This is a genomic window from Mycobacterium sp. NGS59 (assembly GCF_059812345.1).
Genome location: NZ_JCALCN010000010.1, coordinates 38,575 through 57,111, shown reverse-complemented (window position 1 = coordinate 57,111; position 18,537 = coordinate 38,575). Strand labels below are relative to the sequence as shown.

General features: G+C 67.8%; 4 protein-coding genes and 1 pseudogene. All 5 read right to left on the bottom strand.

The genetic code is table 11. The features are described 5' to 3' along the window. Positions 1 to 101: 101 nt before the first annotated feature. Complete coding sequence (locus AC5Y46_RS13500; protein WP_499942660.1) at positions 102 to 2,039, bottom strand: serine/threonine-protein kinase; 1,938 nt, start codon at positions 2,037 to 2,039, stop codon at positions 102 to 104. 98 nt (positions 2,040 to 2,137) lie between these two features. Continuing rightward, positions 2,138 to 4,381, bottom strand: a complete 2,244-nt coding sequence (locus tag AC5Y46_RS13495) for an MMPL family transporter (RefSeq protein ID WP_499942661.1) — start codon at positions 4,379 to 4,381, stop codon at positions 2,138 to 2,140. A gap of 32 nt (positions 4,382 to 4,413) precedes the next feature. Beyond that, entirely contained in the window at positions 4,414 to 6,084 is a 1,671-nt protein-coding gene (locus tag AC5Y46_RS13490; protein WP_499942662.1) for an ABC transporter ATP-binding protein, read from the bottom strand. Positions 6,085 to 6,124: 40 nt separating this feature from the next. Next, positions 6,125 to 15,094, bottom strand: a complete 8,970-nt coding sequence (locus AC5Y46_RS13485) for an amino acid adenylation domain-containing protein (RefSeq protein WP_499991776.1) — start codon at positions 15,092 to 15,094, stop codon at positions 6,125 to 6,127. Between the two features lie 12 nt (positions 15,095 to 15,106). Then, positions 15,107 to 18,523 (bottom strand): annotated as a pseudogene (locus AC5Y46_RS13480) (non-ribosomal peptide synthetase); the annotation flags it as partial. Positions 18,524 to 18,537 lie beyond the last annotated feature (14 nt).

Below are 18,537 nucleotides of genomic sequence, written 5' to 3'. Positions count from 1 at the left end.
CGGGTTGCTGGGGAGGCTGAGTGCACGAGAGTCCGCAAAATGCCGGAAAACCCGTGCCACGCCATACATTTTGCGGACCCTCGCGGGTCGCGGCAGCGACCTTAATCACCGGTGCGGGTGAACTTCACGTCGACATCGGTGCTGGGGCACGCGGCGCCCGTCACCTCCATCCTTCCGTGACCGGTCAGCAGCGTAACCGGATCCTGTACGGGTTGCGGCATCGCGAACGGCACCGTGACTTTCACGTGCGCCGTGCCGCCCTTCCAGCACTTGGCATCGAATTCACGCTCATAGACCCAGGTTCCGTCGGTGTACAGCAGCACCAGGACCGTCGCCGGCGCGGTGTGCAACAGGCTGACGCAGCGCTCACCGGTGCGCAGGCAGTCCGTGCGGGCGACGTAGTCCTTCTGCTCGGTGAAACCGTTTGGCTGCGTTGATGTCTGGTGATATCGGCCGCGCAGATTGGCCGCGGGTGAGACCACCCGGGGCGGTAGCGTGGCCGGGTCGGGCACTGTGTCGAGTCCGACGTCTCCGGTGCGGGTGAACGTGACGGTGCGTTTGTTGGAGCAGCCTTTGCTCATGGTCTCGACGGCCTCCCCGGCGAAGGTTCCGTCTGCAAGTGGTTGCAGCGTGAACATATCCCAGACCTCGCCCTCGACGTCCCCGCAAGTGCTCGAGCCGACACTCACCGCGACCCAACTGCCGCCGACCTCGTCGAGCACCATCGTCGGCACCTGCATGGTCCTGCCGTCCAGACGGGACGCCGTCGCGACGCATCCGTCAACCCGGCACACCGAACGCACCGCCCACAGTTCGGTGGTCGGGGTGACGTGCTTTTCCGCGGGTTGGCCGTCGATGCCGGTCACCACGCCGAAGGCGACCTGGTAGACGCCGGTGAACGGACCGGTGTTGGGCGGCGACGTGCTGGTCGGCGCGGCAGCCTTCGACGGGGCTGTGACACCCGACCCGTCGCCGGAGGTGAGTTGCACGGTGGTGAAAACGCCGCCGATCAGCAACAGCGCGATGCCCACCAGTGCGCCGACCAGCACAGCGCCCCGCCTGCGCCGTGGTGTCGCGGCGATCGGCGCCGCGCGGGTCAGTCCCGGTGACGTCACGGCGTATGCGCTCTGGGGGTATCGGGCATGAGTGACGGACGGCACCTCGCTCGCGTAGGCGCGCCCCGGGCCCAACTGCCAGGCCAACTGCTCGGCGAACTCGGTGCAGCTGCCGAACCGTCGGGACGGATCCTTGGCCATCGCGACAGCGAACACCCAATCCAGGCCCGCCAGGTCCGGCCGCAGCACTCCGATCGAGGGCGGCGGGGCGTTGACGTGGTGAGTGATCACCACGGCGGGATTGGAGTCGGCGTAGGGCGGTGTCCCGGTCAGCAGATGGAACGCCGTGCAGGCCAACGCATATTGGTCGGCGCGCCCGTCGATCGGCTCGCCCCTCAACTGCTCGGGAGCAGAGTAGTTCACCGTGCCCACGGTCATGTTGGTCGCGGTCAGCCCGCTGGCGTCGTCGATGCGCCGCGCGATGCCGAAATCGGCCAGGTAAATGCGCCGCGGCTGACCGTCGCTCTCTGCCAGCAAGATGTTGGCCGGTTTGACGTCGCGGTGCAGCAGACCCGCGTGATGCGCGTAGTCCAGAGCCGAGCCGACCGCGGCGACGATTTCCAGGACATCGTGCAACGGCATTCCGCCCGGAAACTCCTCGCGCAGCAGCTGCGCCGCGTCGGTACCGGCCACGTAATCCATCGACAGCCAAAACCGGCCCTCGTACTCGCCACGGTCGTGGATCCGCACAATGTGCGGATGTGACAGGCCGGCCGCCACCTCGGCCTCCCGTTCGAACCGCGCGCGGTAGACCGGGTCGTCGCTCAAGTGCACCGGCAGCACCTTCAGCGCGTTCTCGCGCGGCAACCGTGGATGTGTCGCCAGGTACACGACGCCCATCCCGCCCTCCCCCAGCACCCGGTTGATCCTGAATCCGGCGAACTCGTGACCGGTTGTCCACTCGAGCGGAGGGGTGGTGTCCACGGTGTGCCTCTTTCGGCCGGCGACGTCTTCCCCGGGCGGGGGGTCAGCCGAATCGGCCGACAGCACATACGTTGCCGTTCAAGGCTTGCCGCATCGTGTCAGATTTCTTGCGAAATTCTTGCTCCCTCGGACAAGCCGAACCGATCATGCAGGCGCACCAACAATTTCGGTGCCCACCAGTTGAGTCGGCCGAGCACGTGCATGAATGCCGGCACCAACAGCATCCGGACCAGCGTGGCGTCTGCAAGCACCGCCACGGTCAGCCCGAAACCGAACAGCCGCATCACCGAAACCTGGGCAGCCATCAGAGCCGCGAACGAAATCGTCATGATCAGGGCTGCCGCGGTGATGACCCGGCCGGTGTGCGCAACACCCAGCGCGACACTTTCGTCATTGGCATCCGGTCCGCGGTCGGAAGCCAACCAGTATTCCCGTATCCGGGATATCAGGAAAACCTCGTAGTCCATGGAAAGCCCGAATGCTATGCAGAACAACAACACTGGCAGCTGCACGCCCAGAGTGCCGGTGGCGGCGGTGCCCAGCCCGCCCAGGTGTCCCTCCTGGAACACCCACACCAGCGCACCGAACGCCGCGGTCAACGACAGGGTGTTCATCAGCACCGCCTTGAACGGCAACACCACACTGCCCGTCAGCAGGAACAGCAGGATCAGGGTGATGGCGACGATGATGGTGAGCACCCACGGTAGGCGCGACGCGATCGCGTGCACGCTGTCGCGGTTGCTGGCCGCTACGCCGGTCAACAGCGCTGCTCTGCCCTTCGGCGGCGTCACGGCGTGCAGGCGGTCCAGCTGTGCGGTCGAGGCTGCCGTGTACAGCGGGGTGGTGGTGCCCACGGTCAGAAACGCGCTGCCGTCGCGGAGTCCGTAGGGCGCCGACGGCGGACCAAACCGCGCGCCGCCGACGAAGGTGCCGCTGAGCCAGGACACCCAGGACACGTCGGGCACCCGGGACAGCGCGGCGGCGTACCCGTCCAGCTCGGCGGGACTCAAGCCGGTCGCGTCCGGAAGCACCACGGTGACGTTGGGAACACCACCGTCCCTGAAGTCTCTGCGCAGCTGCTCGCCGACCTGACGTGCGGAAGCCGAGGGGGGCAGAATGCGGTCGTCGGCGAAGCCCCAGCGCGCATTGTGAAACGGCGCACCGAGCAGCAGCAATATCACCGTGATGGTGATGCCGACCGGAATAGCATGGCGGATAACGACTTTCGTCCACCGGTACCAGGACCAGGAGTCGAAGAACCCCGGCGGACCAGTTGTCCCCCACAGGATACGGCGCATGCGCGGACGCATTCGCGACGAGTCGAGTCGCCGGTGCAGCAGCACGATGGCCGCGGGTGTGACGACGATCGCCGCGGCGGCGGCGAACGCGACCACCGCAACCCCGGCATACCCGAAAGACTTCAGGAAGTACTGCGGAAACAGCACCATGGTGGCCATCGACAGCGCGACCGTCAGCGCCGAGAACAGCACGGTGCGACCCGCGGTGACCATTGTCCGGGTCAGCGCCGCGTCACGGGATCGCCCTTCTGCCAGTTCGTCTCGGTATCGACTCAGAATCAGCAGGGTGTAGTCGACGGCCAAGGCCAGCCCCATCGCAACCGACAGGTTCAGCGCGAAGATCGACACATTGGTGAACAGCGCGATACAGCGCAGCGCCGCCATGGAACCGATGATCGCGAAGATGCCCACGCCCGCTGGTATCGCGGCCGCGACCAGACCGCCGAACACCCAGACCAGCACCAAGAAACTCAGCGGCAGCGCCACCGATTCCATCGCCAACAGGTCGTGCTGGGTCTGCTCGTTCACCTGCCAGTAGACGGTGGCGTCACCTCCGGCGCGCACCACGACGCCGTCGCGGCCGTTGACGATCTTGTCGATTTCGTCCGCCAACTGCCGTGCGGTTTTCTGGGCATTCGTGTCGCCGCCGGTGAGTGCGGCCATGATCAGACCCGTCCGGCCGTCCTTGCTGATCAACAACGACGCGGCCTCGGGCGGCGCGGTCCACACCGAGCGCACCTCTCGAACACCCGGCCAATTCTTCAGCCGCCCAACGAGATCGGATCCCACCGCCCGGCCGCGCGGTCCTAGTGCGCCGTCGTCGGAGGTCAGCGTGAACACGATGGCCATATCGCCCTGGTCGAATTTGCCGGTCAGCAACGCGGTCGCGCGCGCGGATTCAGCGGCCGAATCCAGTCCTTCACCGGACGAAAGTGTCCTGGTCACCGGGAGTCCGAAGATCGCGGCGGCGATCATGACCAGCACGGCCGCGACGATCACCCGGCGCGGCGCGGTGATAGCGAGTCGAGCGATTCGGTGCAGCAAGACTTTTCCTTCCGAGTTGCCGATGCGCCTCGCTAACGGGGGGCGAGTTCATGCTCGATCAGTTCGCGGTAGACCGGCACCTCGAGGAGTTCGGTGTGCGTGCCCGTTGCCTGGATCCGGCCGTGTCGCAGGACCAGAATCTGGTCTGCGTTGGTGACCGTCGAGAGTCGATGCGCCACGACGAGCAGGCTGCGTTCACCGCGGGCCTGCCGCACGTTGGCCATCACGTCGTACTCGTTGGCACGGTCGAGATGGGCGGTGGGTTCGTCCATCAGGATGAGCTCCGACCGCGACAGGAAGGCTCGCGCCAGGGCCAGCCGTTGGCGTTGACCGCCCGACAGGCTGCGCCCGCGCTCGAGTATCGGCGTGTCGAGTTGTGCTGGCAACGCGGCGATTTCGTCGGCGATGTTGGCTTGCTGCAGCACCACCCATAGGTCGTCGTCGGCGGCGCCGGGATCGGCGATGAGCAAGTTGTCGCGGATGGTGCCGTGCAGCACGGGAGCGTCCTGCTCGAGCAGGCCGAGACGACCGCGTAGTTCGCGCAGCGCGATGCTGCGGAAGTCTCGGCCGTCCCAGCGCAACGACCCAGACGTCGGGTCGTGGAAGCGGCACAACAGCGCGAGGATGGTCGACTTCCCCGCACCGGATGGGCCGATCAGCGCGGTGATCTGGTTGCGGGCCAGGGTGAACGACACGTCGTGCAGGACGGTGTCGGATCCGTAGCTGAACGACACCCGGTCGAACTCGACGAGCGTGCCGTCGGGTGGTGTTCTCGCGTCGGGCCCGGTGACGGCCAGTGCCGGGGGGTCACCCTCGGGAAGCTCCCGCAGGATGGTGTCGAGGTGCTGATATGCCCCGGCCGCGGAACGCAGCACGGTGAGCGCGATGAACGCGGCGTTGATCGGAAAGATCGCGTACATGGCGAAGGCGAACAGACTGACGAACTGCCCGACAGTCAAAGCACCGCCGGCGACCCGGCTGCCGTCGACGATCATGATCGCCAAGAACGACCCGGTGATACCCAATCGTACGATGCCGATGTTGGTCGCGGTGGCAGCCGCGACGCGAACACCCGCATCGTAGGCGGCATCCGCGCTGAGGCTGATGGACTCGGCTTCGCGGTTCTCGGCGCCGAACAGCTTGATCGTGCGGGCCGCACCCAGCGCCCGGTCGAGTCCGGAGGTGTAGTCGCCCAGCGCATCCTGGCGACATAACGATGCCCGCTGAATACGGGACAGGAACGGATTGCCCGCGGTGAAAGCCACCGCCAGCGCGGCCACCACCACGGCCACCGTGACCGCGTCGATGGCCAGCATGAACATGCTGGCTCCGAGCAGGGTCACGGTGCCGAACACGACGTCGGCGACCGCGCGGGGCATGTCGCGCAGCAGGCCAGCATCGCTGGTGCCCCGGGCCAGCAGTTCACCCGTCCGGGCGCGGTCCAGCAGTCCGATCGGCAGGCGGACAACATGATTGGTGAAGTCGTTGCGCAGTGTCAGCACGATTTTCTCGCCGATCCGGTCCAACCCGAAATGTCCCAGTGACTCCAGCAGCAGCTGAACCACCAGCATCGTCACCAACGCGACGACGAAGCCCCGGATCGGGACTTCTGCGGAGGCGCGGTCCACCAGCCGGCCGGCCAGCAGTGGCTGCAGCAACGTCAGCGCGGTGGCCGCGGCGAGCAGCACCAGAGCCACCGTCATCGAAAGCCGATGGGCGCGAAGCAAAGTGAGCATGAGCGGCCTAGACCAGTCCGAGGCGCTGCAGGACGGCCGCGTAATGGCGGATGACCGGCGCCGAGATGTGCGGAATGTCGTTGTCGGAGCCGATCTTCGCCTCCCGCACCGCGGCCCGGAACCGGTCCGTCGAGGCGTAGGCGCCGCGGGTCGGCGACAACGGGCGCAGTTGGGCGGCATCGCGCAACAACAACGTCTGCAGCACCGAGTGCTGACGCTGTCGGGTCGGGAGGGCACGCAGTCCGGCTTCGAACAACCGCACCCATTCGTCGAAGTCACCCACCCGCCGGATCGGATATCCGGCCTCGCTCAGCCAGTCGACATACTCGTCCAGTCCGATACCGTCGTCGTGCGGATTCATCACGTGGAACGTCTGGAATCCGTCCACCGCTCGCCCACCCAGCACAGCGATCGCCTCGGCGACGAAATCCACGGGCAGCCCGTCGAAGTGCGCGCGTTGCCGGCCTCCGTTCGCGTCGAGCCGATAGAACGATGCGGGTGCGATGCCGGTAGCCAGCACGCTCAGCACCATCCGGGTCACGGTGTCCGACAGGTTCAGCGGGCCGGTGGCGGTGCCGTCGGCGAGGACCATGTCGCAGCGGAACACGGCCACCGGCAGGCCGCACAGCTCGTTGGCCTCCCGCAGCAGTACTTCACTGGCCCATTTGCTGGTGGCGTAGCCGTCGGCCAAGCCGCCGTTGATCACCCGGGTGGGACTGACGACGCGGATGTCGGCGTTCTCGGTGAAGGCCGACGGCTCGATCTGGTTGCCGACGTCGGCGGTGGACACATAGGCGAACGTCTTACGCTTGGCCGTCAGCGCGAGGCGGATCAACTCGGCCGTGCCGACGACGTTGGGTCCGAACAACTCGCTGTAGGACAGGACCGCGTTGACCACGGCCGCGGAATCCACGATCAGGTCGACGGTCTCGGACAGCCGCTGCCAGGATTGCCGGTCCAGACCCAGATCGGTTGCTGCTTTGTCACCGGCGAAGACCCTCAGATGATCGGCAGCCAGATCGCGGAACACCGAAAGCGTTTCCGGGTCGCCGCCCTCGAAGACCTGTTCCAGGCGCCGCCGGCCGTCCTCGTCCGTGTCCGCCCGGACCAAGCAGACCAGCGTGCCGTCGACCGACTCCACCTGCTTGAGCAACTCCAAGACCAGGTATCGACCGACGAAACCGGTGGCGCCGGTGAGCAGAACGGCCCGGACTTCGGCACTCGGGCCCGGCAGGCCGGGGGCGCCGGTGAGCGTCGCGTCGTCGACGAATTCGTCCAATGTGAGGTCCGCGGCGCGTACCTCGACGCCGTCGCGTCCGTGCACGGCCAGATAACGCGCGTGCACGGCCGGGCTGGCGGTGCCCAACCGCTGGCTGAGGCTTCGGACCGATGGGGCGTCGAGCAGGGTGCGAACCCCGAGATCGCTGCCCAGCGCGGCGTTAATCGCGGTGATCGCCCGCATCGCCAAGATGCTGTCCCCGCCGAGTTCGAAGAACGAGTCGTCGACGCCGACACGCTCGAGTCCGAGCACCCGGGCATAGATCCCGGCGAGGGTGTCCTGGACCGCGTTGATCGGCGCCCGGTACAGCTCGCCGTCCTGGTACTGCGGCGCCGGGAGGCCGCGGGTGTCGAGTTTGCCGTTGACCGTGAGCGGCAGCGCATCCAGGACCACCACCGCGGCGGGCACCAGGTAGGAGGGCAGCCGATCGGCCAGCGCCGCCCGCACGTCGGTTCGATCGACGGCCCCGGTCACGTAAGCCACCAGCCGCCTGTCCCCGGGCCGGTCTTCGCGGGCGATCACCACCGCCTGATCGACCTCGGCCAACTCGGTGAGCGCCGCCCGAACCTCTCCCGGTTCGATGCGGAATCCGCGGATCTGGACCTGTTCGTCCGCCCGACCCACATAGCGCAGTTGCCCGTCGACGTCCCAGCTCACCAGATCACCGGTGCGGTACATGCGCGCGCCGGGAACGCCGAACGGGCACGCCACGAATCTCGATGCGGTGAGCCCTGATCGACGCCAATAACCCACACCCACACCGTCACCGGCGACGTACAACTCGCCCACCACGCCGGTCGGCACCGGCCGGAGCCAACCGTCCAGCACGAACAGCGCCACCCCGGGCACTGGCGAACCGATCGGCGGCGCCCCGCACCCGGGCAGCAGCGCGGCGCTTCTGGCCGCATCCACGGTGGTCTCGGTCGGTCCGTAAGCGTTGACCAGTAGACGCCCGCCAGCCCACCGGTCGACGACCTCGGCCGGGCATGCCTCGCCGCCGGTCACCAACGCGAGCGATTCGAGACCATCCGGAGACAACGCGCCCAGCGCGGTCGGGCTCAAATCGAGGACGGTCACCCGTTCGGCGACCAACAGCGCGTGAAATTCGTTGGGCGACTGCATGGTTGCCTCCGGGACGATCACCAGCCGTCCGCCGCGCAGCAGCGCACCCCAGGTCTCCCACACCGAGACGTCGAAGGCGTAGGAATGGCACTGCGCCCACACTCCCCCGCGCGGCAGCGATGCGTCCAGCGACGCCACCATGTGGGTGACGTTGCGTTGAGTGATGGCCACGCCCTTGGGCAGGCCGGTGGTGCCCGACGTGTAGATCAGGTAGGCGATCTCATCGGGCGCGGGCACCGGAACGGTGGTGCCGGGATGGTCGCCGCTGCCGCGCCCATCGATGATCAGCGGATCGTGTCCGTTCAGCCGCGCGGCCAGTTCCGCCGTGGTCAGCACGATGGTCGGGACGGTATCGGCGAGCATGACCTCGATCCGGGCGGCGGGCAGGGCCGGGTCCAGCGGCAGATAGGCCGCCCCGGTTTTGAGGACCGCCGTGATGGCGACGATAGCCTCGATCGAGCGTGTAAACATCAGCGCCACAACGGCTCCCGGGCCGGCACCGAGACCGATCAGCCGGCGCGCCAGCCGGTTCGACGCCTCGTCAAACTCCCGGTAGGTCATCGTCGAGCCGATGCAACTCAGCGCGACCGCATCGGGGGTGCGGGCGACCTGAACGGCCAACGCCGCCGGAATCGATTGTGCCGTCGCCGGACCCCGGGCCAACACCACGCGGTTGGCCCATCGATCCAGTTGCGCCCCCTCCGCGGGATCCAGCAGATCCAGTGACGACAACGAAAGCCTCGGGTCGTGGGCCATCGTGACGAGGATCCGCCGCAACCGGTCCGCCAGGCCGTCGATGGCCGCCGCGTCGAAGAGGTCGCTGCGGTAGTCGACGTCCAGGCGCAGTTCGTCGCCGGGTGCGGCTTGCATCACCAGCGGGTAATGCGTGTGTTCGCGGGTGGTGACGCCGGTGACGGCGATTCCAGGCGTATCCAGCAGGACGCCGGTGTCGAGCGGGTAGTTCTCGTAGACGACGAGGGTGTCGAAGAGGACCTGGTGGCCAGTGATGCGGTGCAGATCGCGCAACCCCAGGTGTTGGTGCTCGAGTGTGCGGTGGTGATGAGTGTGCAACTGGCGCAACAAGTCTGCGGTCGTGGTTGCCGCGGTGACGCGCGCCCGCACCGGGACGGTGTTGATGCACAGCCCCACCATCGATTCCGCGCCGGCCAACTCGGTCGGCCGGCCCGACACCGGGACACCGAAAACGACATCGTGGCAACCGGTCTGGATGACGAGCAAGTGGGCCCAGGCGGCCTGCAGGACGGTGCTGATGGTGGTGCGGAATGCGCGCGCCAGTTCGCCGAGCAACCGAGTGTCATCGGCGGACAGCCGGACCCCGACGGAGTTGCGCGGACCCTGCCCGATCCGGTCGGCGGGGGCCACCAGTGTCGGGGTGTCGAAGCCGGCCAGGACCTCGCCCCAGGCGGCGTGGGCGGCGGCAACGTCCCGGTCGGCCAGCCAGGCCACCAAGCGGCGGTACGGCGGGGCCGCGGGTAGCCGCTGCCGGTGATAGCCGGCGAAGATCTCCCGCAGCAGGATCGGCATCGACCATCCGTCGGCTACGACGTGGTGATTGGTCAGCACGAACCGGTACTGATGCTCGGCAGTGCGGATCAGCAATGCCCGAAATCCTTGTGCGTCAACGAGGTTGCATACCGCCGCGCGCTCGTCGGCGCACAGTTGCCGGATCTGGTCTTCGTCGTCGAGCTCGGCATAGCGCCACCGGGCGGCGGGGTCACCGGCGAGAACCTGCACGGGCTCGTCGAATTGGGTGCTGAAGCGTGCAACCAGGTGCGGGTGCCGCTCGACGACCGTTTGCACCGCGTCGCGCAGCCGGCCGGGTTCGACGGCTCCGGTGACCGTGATGTCCAGCTGGACCGTGTACACCTCACCGGACTCCGCGGTGCTGGTGTGGAAGAGCAGCCCCTGTTGCATGGGGGTCAGGGGTAGCACGTCCGCGACCCGGTGTTGCCGCTGCAGCTCGTCGATCTGCTGTTGAGTGAGTCGGGCGGGCGCGATGTCGGACGGGGTCAACCCGCCTCCGCCGGATCGCACGTGCGCGCAGATGCCGCGCAGCGCTTCGAACCACAATCCGCTGAGCCGGGCGACCCGGATGTCGTCCAGTGTCGACGGTGCCCACGTCCAGGTGGCATGCAGCTGTGGGCCGGTATCGGTGTCCAGGGTGGCGGCGTTGAGTTCGACGGTGTGCAGCAACGGCATGGGCAATGCGGTGCCCACGGTGTCGGTGAACAGGGAACCCCAGTGGCAGATGCGCCAGCCGTCCTTGCGGGCGGCAGCGCCCAGTCGTCCCAGGTAGTTGAATCCGATCGTGGGATCGGTTGCGGGCAGGGTTATTTCGTCGTTGAGATAGCGCAGCATGCCGTAGGTCAGGCCGTCGGGCACGGCCCGGAGCTGCTCCTTGACGTTCTTGACCACGTCACCGAGTGCCGGCTGGCCGGCCACCACCTGCGGCCAGGTCAGCCCGCCCGCCGTCAGCGCCACCGGGTACTTCGCGGTGAACCAGCCCACGGTCTGCGACAGGTCGATTCCGGGTGCCCGTTCGTCGTCGCGTCCGTGGCTCTCGACGTCGACGCCGATCGGTGTGTCCATTGCGTCGAGGAATTCAGCGCACGCCAAGACGAAAGCGATCAACAAGATGTCGTGCACGCCGGCGTGAAACGCTGCCGGCACCTCGCCCAGCAGCTCCCGCGTGGTCTCGGTGTCCAACGTCACCGCCAGGTTCCCGGCGGTGGCGAACGTGTCGAGCGCGGCGTTCACCGGCGGCAACGCCGGGGGCGTCACGGCTACTCGGCGCCATATGTCCGCGGTCGCGACAGCTTGCGGTGAACGCGCTTGCTCACGTAGCAGTGCCGCCCAGCGCCGATACGACGTCCCGGCCGCCGGCAGTTCGACCGGCTGACCTGTGCGGCGGTGCACCCACCCGGCATTGATGTCCTGCAACAGGATTCGCCAGGACACCCCGTCGACTGCCAGGTGGTGCACGATCAGCACCAGCTGGCCGACCGAGGTCACCCACAAGGCACTCAACATCATGCCCGCAGCCGGATTCAACCGGGACCGCGCCGCGAGCAACGCGTGGTCGGACAGCACCTCGACCGATTGCAGGCAATCGGTGGCGTCCAGCGCATCCGGGTCGGGCACGTGCATCGCCCAACCCCCGGTGCCGTCGTCGTCGACCCGCAAGCGCAGCATGGCATGTCGGTTCAACAAAAAACGCAGCAGCGCAACGACATCCGCTTCGGTGACGCCCGCCGGAGCCTGCAGCAACACCATCTGGTTGAACTGTGCCACCGGCGCGTCCAGAGCGTGTAGCCAGCGCATCATCGGTGTCAGCGCTACCTCGCCCACGACGTCGTCGTCGTCCGCGTGGGTTTCGTCGGCGATCGCGGCGACCTGGGCTACCCCGGCGACGGTCTGTTCGACGAAGATGTCGCGTGGCCGGCAGAGCACCCCGGCCGCGCGCACCCTCGACACGACCTGCATCGCCAGGATGCTGTCACCCCCCAGCTCGAAGAACGACTCGTCGACACCGACGCGCTGCAGCCCGAGGACTTCGGCGTAGACGACCGCCAGCACTTCCTCCACCGGGCTACCCGGGGCGCGGTAGGTGTCGGCGTCCTGGTAATCCGGCGCCGGAAGTGCCCGCGTGTCCAGCTTGCCGTTGACGGTGAGCGGCCACGCGTCCAGGAGGACCACCGCGGCCGGCACCATGTACGACGGCAGCCGCTCGGCCAATGCCGCACGCGCACCGGCGAGATCGGGCACTCCGGTGACGTAGGCGACCAGTCGCTTGTCGCCGGGCCGGTCTTCGCGGGCGATCACCACCGCCCTATCCACTCCGTCGAGGCCGGCGACCGCGGCCTGAACCTCCCCGAGTTCGATGCGGTAGCCGCGGATCTTGACCTGTTCGTCGGCGCGGCCGAGGTACTCGAGTTGGCCCTCGGCTGGACCGTTGTGGCACCACCGCACCAAGTCCCCGGTGCGGTACATGCGCGCGCCCGCCGCACCGAACGGGCAGGCGACGAATCGAGACGCCGTCAACCCGCCCCGGCGCCAATACCCCAGGCCGACACCCCTTCCCGCGATGTAGAGCTCGCCAACCACACCGGGCGGCACCGGGCGCAACCAGTTGTCCAGCACGAACAACGACGCCCCCGACACCGGTGAGCCGATGGGAGGCGAACCCGGCAGCCCCGCTTTCAGGGGTGCGCTCATCGAGGCATAGATGGTGGCCTCGGTCGGGCCGTAGGCGTTGATCATGATCCGCCCGGGCGCCCACTGTGCCACCACGTCGGGCGGACATGCCTCACCGGCGACCACCAATGCCGTCGATTCCAGCCCCGCGGCGGGCAGGACCCTGACTGCCGACGGGGTTTGGCTGAGCACGTCGACCTTCTCCGCGGCCAGCAGATCGTGGAAGTCTGTCGGCGAGGCGGCCACTTCCTCCGGGACGATGACCAGTCGGCCACCGCGCAGCAAGGTGCCCCAGATCTCCCACACCGACACGTCGAATGAATACGAATGCCACTGCGCCGCAGCGAACGCGAACGGCTCCGGGGACGCCTCGAAGTAACCTGAGTTGCCGAGCAGCTGCGTCACGTTATGGTGCGTGATCGCAATGCCTTTGGGCACACCGGTGGTGCCCGACGTGTAGATGAGGTAGGCGATGTGGTTCGGCGCCGGCACTGGCAGGGGTGTGCACGGCAGTTGCTGGATCTCGGGGTCGGTGACGTCGATCACCGGCAGCTCGTGCCCGTCCAGCAGGTGTGCGCGGTCGCTGGCCGTGACCGCCGCGACCGGGGCGGTGTCGGCGAGCATGAATGCGATCCGCGCCGGCGGCAGCGCCGGGTCGATCGGCAGGTATGCCGCACCGGTTTTGAGCACCGCCGTCATTGCCACGATCGCCTCGGCGCAGCGACAGAACAACAGCGCCACGCCGGTGCCGGGGCCGACGCCATGCTGGGTGAGCCTGCGCGCCAACCGGTTCGATGCCTCGTCGATTTCCCGGTAGGTCCAGGACCGCGGCCCGCAGGTGAGCGCCGTCGCATCCGGGGTGCGCGCGACCCGAGCCGCCCACGCCGCCGGGATCGACACCGCAGGGGGTGCGGGCTGGGTCAGCACGGCGCGGTTGCCCCAGCGGTCCAGTCGGGTCTGTTCGTCGGCGACAAGCAGGTCCACCGCGGACAATCGGCGTTTCGGGTGCGCGGTGAGTTCGGTCAGCAGCCCCTCCAGCCGGTCGCACAGCGTCTCGATGGTGGCGACGTCGAACACATCGGTGCGGAACTCGCACGTTCCGCCAATGCCGGCCGGTGCGCCCGCGTCGGTGAGACGTTCACCGAGCGAGAACATCAGATCCATTCGCGCGGTGTGGGTATCGACCGCTACGGGGGTGACCTCGAGGTCACCCAGCGTGAGTTCGGGCGCGACGTTGTTCTGCCAGGCCAGCATGACCTGAACCAAGGGATGGTGGGTCAGCGACCGTTCGGTGTCAAGGCGTTCGACGAGCAGCTCGAATGGCACGTCTTGATGCTCGTAGGCGGCCAGGCTGCGGTGGCGCACCTGCACGAGCAGATCGGCGAACGTCGGACACTGGGCCAAATCGACCCGCAACACCAGCGTGTTCACGAAAAAGCCGACCACACCGTCCAATTCCGGGGCGCCACGACCGGCGACCGGGAATCCCACCGCCACCTCGGGGTTACCGCTGAGCTTCGACAGCAGCACCGCCAGCGCCGACTGCATCACCATGAAACTGGTCACGCCGTGCGCGTGGGCGACCTCGCGTACCCGCCTTTGCAGACTTGCCGGCCAGGTGACCACCACCTTGTCGCCCTGGTGATCGGCGACCGGGGGGTACGGCCGGTCGGTGGGCAGCTCCAGACGCGACTGCAGTCCGGCGAGCGCGTTTTCCCAGTACCTCAACTGCGTCGCCATCCGACTACGACCGTCGTCCAGATCTCCCAACGTCTCCCGCTGCCACAGCGTGTAATCGATGTATTGCACCGGCAATTGCGGCCACGCCGGCGCCAGCCCAGCACACCGGCTCGCATACGCCGCACCCAACTCGGCGGCCAGCACGCCGACCGACCACCCGTCGGCGGCGATGTGATGCAGCGTCAGCAACAGCAGGTGTTCCCGCTCGTTGCTGCTGAAAAGCATTGCCCGCAAAGGCGTCTCGTGCGTCAGGTCGAAGCTGCGGCGCGCGGCATCACACAGGGCCTGCTGCACGCGGACCGCCGGCCAAGTGCCGGTGTGGACGACCCGCCAACCCAGGTCGACCTGCTCGGCGGGGACGACCTGCTGGCGGGGGATGCCGTCGACCGACGGGAACATGGTGCGCAGGCTTTCGTGCCGGGCCACCAGATCGGCCAGCGCCGCACCCAACGCCCGGATGTCGAGCTCGCCACGCAACCGCAACGCCACCGGCATGTTGTAAACCGCGGAGCGGCCGTGGAATTGGTCGATGATCCACAACCGGTTCTGCGCGAACGACAATGGGACGATTGCCGGGCGCTCGACGGCAACCAGCGAACCCGACCGATTCCCGCCCACCATGATCCGCGCGGCCAACTGCGCTATGGCCGGCGAGTCGAACAGTGTGCGCACCGCCAGGTTGGCATTTAGGGCGGCGTTGACCGCCGCGACGACTCGCATGGCCATCAGCGAATCACCGCCGAGGTCGAAGAAGGAGTCGTCCACGCCGACTCGCTCCACACCGAGCACGTGGGCGTAGATGCCCGTCAGGATCTCCTCGACCGGCGTTGTCGGGGCACGGTAGTCGCCCCTGTCCCGATGGCGCGGGGCGGGCAGGGCGTCGACGTCGAGTTTGCCGTTCACGGTCAGCGGCAACGCCTCCACCGACAGCAACGCGGCCGGCACCAGGTAGGACGGCAGCCGCTGCGCCAACTCGGTGCGCAGCACGGCCGGGTCGGCCGTCCCGGTCAGGTATCCGATCAACCGCCGGTCCCCCGGACGGTCCTCACGGACGACGACCGCCGCCTGCTGCACCCCGTCCAGCCCGGCCAGAACGCTTCGCACTTCACCCAATTCGACGCGGTAGCCGCGGATCTTCACCTGGTCATCCACGCGCCCGGCATAGTGCAGTTGTCCGTCAGGACGCCACGACACCAGATCACCGGTGCGGTACATACGTGTCGCGGACGTTCCCGGGCCGGCGAAGGGGCAGGCCACGAATCGCGATGCCGTCAAACCGGTGCGGCCCACATACCCGTAGGCGACGCCGTGGCCGGCTATGTACAACTCCCCCACCACACCGGGCGGCACCGGACGCAGCCACTCGTCGAGCACGAACAACGCCGCACCGGGCACCGGGGAGCCGATCGGTGGCGATTCGGGCCGCCCGGCGGTCAAGGGCGCGCTCGAGGTCGCATAAATGGTTGTCTCGGTGGGCCCGTAGGCGTTGATCATCACCCGCCCCGGCGCCCACCGATCCACCACGTCGGCCGGGCACGGTTCACCACCCAGCAGCAGCGCGGTTGATTCCAGGCCGGCGGTGGCCAACATGCCTGTCGCGGAAGGGGTTTGGGTGAGCACGTTCACCTGTTGGGAGACCAGCAGGCCGTGAAAGTCGGTCGGTGAGCCCGCCACCTCTTCGGGCACCACCACCAGTCGACCACCGTGCAGCAGGGCGCCCCAGATCTCCCACACCGAGAAATCGAAGGCGTACGAATGACATTGGGACCAGACCTGCTCCGCTGCCAGGCCTGCGATCGGGGACCGGATGAGTTGGGTCAGGTGGTGGTGACTGACGGCGACGCCCTTCGGGACACCGGTGGTGCCCGAGGTGTAGATGATGTAGGCGATGTCGTGCGGGTCCGGGGCTGACAGGGCGGTGCCGGTTTCGGGGTCGGCCCGGAGCGCTTCGTCGAGGTCGGTCACCGGCAACCGGTGTCGGTCCAACCGGTCAGCCAGATCGGCGGTGGTGACCGCGGCGATCGGTGCGGCGTCACCGATCATGAAACCCATTCGGCTACTGGGTGATTGGGGGTCCAGCGGCAGGTAGGACGCACCGGTCTTGAGGATGGCCAGCATCGCGATGACAGCCCGCGCCGACCGATGCAACAGCAACGCGACGCACGCCCCCGGTCCCGCTCCGCGCTGGGAGAGCAACCGGGCCAGGCGATCAGCGGCCCGGTCGACGTCGTAGTAGGACCACGAGGACGCCCCGTCGGTCAGCGCCACCGCAGACGGAGACTTCGCGACCTGCAGCTGCCAGGCCGCCGGAATCGATATCGCTGGGGGCGCCGCGCTGGTCAGCACCGCGCGATTGCCCCATTGCGCCAGTTGCGCGTACTCCTCGGTGCTCAGCACATCCAGGGCCGACAACCGTTGGCCGGGATGCGCTGTGACGGCTGCCAACACCGTCGCCAACCGCGCGATCAGCGTTGCGATCGTGGCGACGTCGTACACGTCGGTGCGGAATTCGGCCCGCACGCCGACGCCGGCGGGTTCGCCGCTATCCGTGGCACGCTCGACGAGGAACAACGCCAGATCCATGCGGGCGGTGTGGGTGTCGACCGGCACGGAGGTGATCTGCAGGTCACCGGCGGCCAGTCCAACGGTCGGATCGTTACTCTGCCAGGCCAGCATCACCTGGACCAGCGGATGGTGTGCCCGCGACCGAGGCGGATTGAGCCGATCGACCAGCGCCTCGAACGGCACATCCTGGTGCTCGTACGCGGCCAGGCTGCGCCGCCGCACCTGCGCGAGTAGCTCGGTGAAAGTCGGGTCACCGCTCAGGTCGACGCGCAGCACCAGTGTATTGACGAAGAAACCCACCAACGCCTCGAGCGCCGGGTCACCGCGACCCGCGATCGGGAAGCCCACCGCCACATCGTGACTCGCGCTGAGCCGAGACAACAGTGCGGCCAACGCCGCCTGGACCACCATGAAGCTGGTCGCGTTGTGCGCGCGGCCGAGGTCTCGAACCCGGCGTTGCAGTGAGGCCGGCCATTCCACGACGACCTGGTCACCGTGATGATCGGCGACCGGCGGATACGGCCGATCGGTCGGCAGCTCCAGGCGCTGCGGCAGCCCGGCCAATTCCGTCGCCCAATAGTCCACCTGAGCTGCCAGCGGGCTGTCCGGGTCGGTCAGGTCGCCGAGGTTCTCCCGTTGCCACAGCGTGTAATCGATGTACTGCACGGGCAATTCGGCCCAGTCCGGCGCCTGGCCCGCGCATCGGCTCAGGTATGCGGTGATGATGTCGCCGGCCAGCACGCCGATCGACCAACCGTCGCCGGCGATGTGGTGCACCACGACGACCAGCACGTGTTCCCGCTCAGAGAGCGCGAATAGCGTTGCGCGAATGGGTATCACCGCTGCCAGATCGAAACTGTAACGCGCCGTCTCCCCGATGGCCTGTTCCAGTTGGTCCGGTGCCCACCCAGCGGCGCAAACGATCTGCCAACCGAAGTCGGCGCGCGCTGCGGGTACGACCACCTGCCGGGGCACGCCGTCGACCGCGGCGAACACCGTACGCAGCGCCTCATGGCGCCGCACGGTGTCGATCAAGCCCGCACCCAGCGCGTCGGTGTCGAGGTGGCCGAGCAGTCGCAACGCGACGGCCCGGTTGTAGACCGGCGAGGCCCCCTGCAACTGGTCGATGAACCACAACCTGCTCTGCGCATACGACAACGGCACGATCGCCGGCCGCGGGACGGCCCGCAACGGCTTGAGCACACCGGAGTCACCGACGATCCGTGACGCCAGCTGGGAGATGGTCGGCGCATCGAAGAGCGCACCGACCCGCAGATCGGCGTTGCAGGCCGCATTGGCCGCGACGATCACCCGCATCGCCGACAGCGAGTCCCCACCCAAGTCGAAGAACGATTCGTCGATACCGACCCGCTCGGCACCGAGCACCTGGGTGAAGATGTCGGTCAGCAGCTGCACGATTTTCGCGGCTTCCTCGTCGGACCGCGGTGGTCCCCCGGTGTCGAGTTTGCCGTCAAGCGTTGTCATCTCGCCGCCAAGTT

Coding starts and splice junctions, on each gene's coding strand:
- AC5Y46_RS13485 (WP_499991776.1), bottom strand. CDS start 15,094: ATGGTGGGCGGGAATCGGTCGGGTTCGCTGGTTGCCGTCGAGCGCCCG.
- AC5Y46_RS13490 (WP_499942662.1), bottom strand. CDS start 6,084: ATGACGGTGGCTCTGGTGCTGCTCGCCGCGGCCACCGCGCTGACGTTG.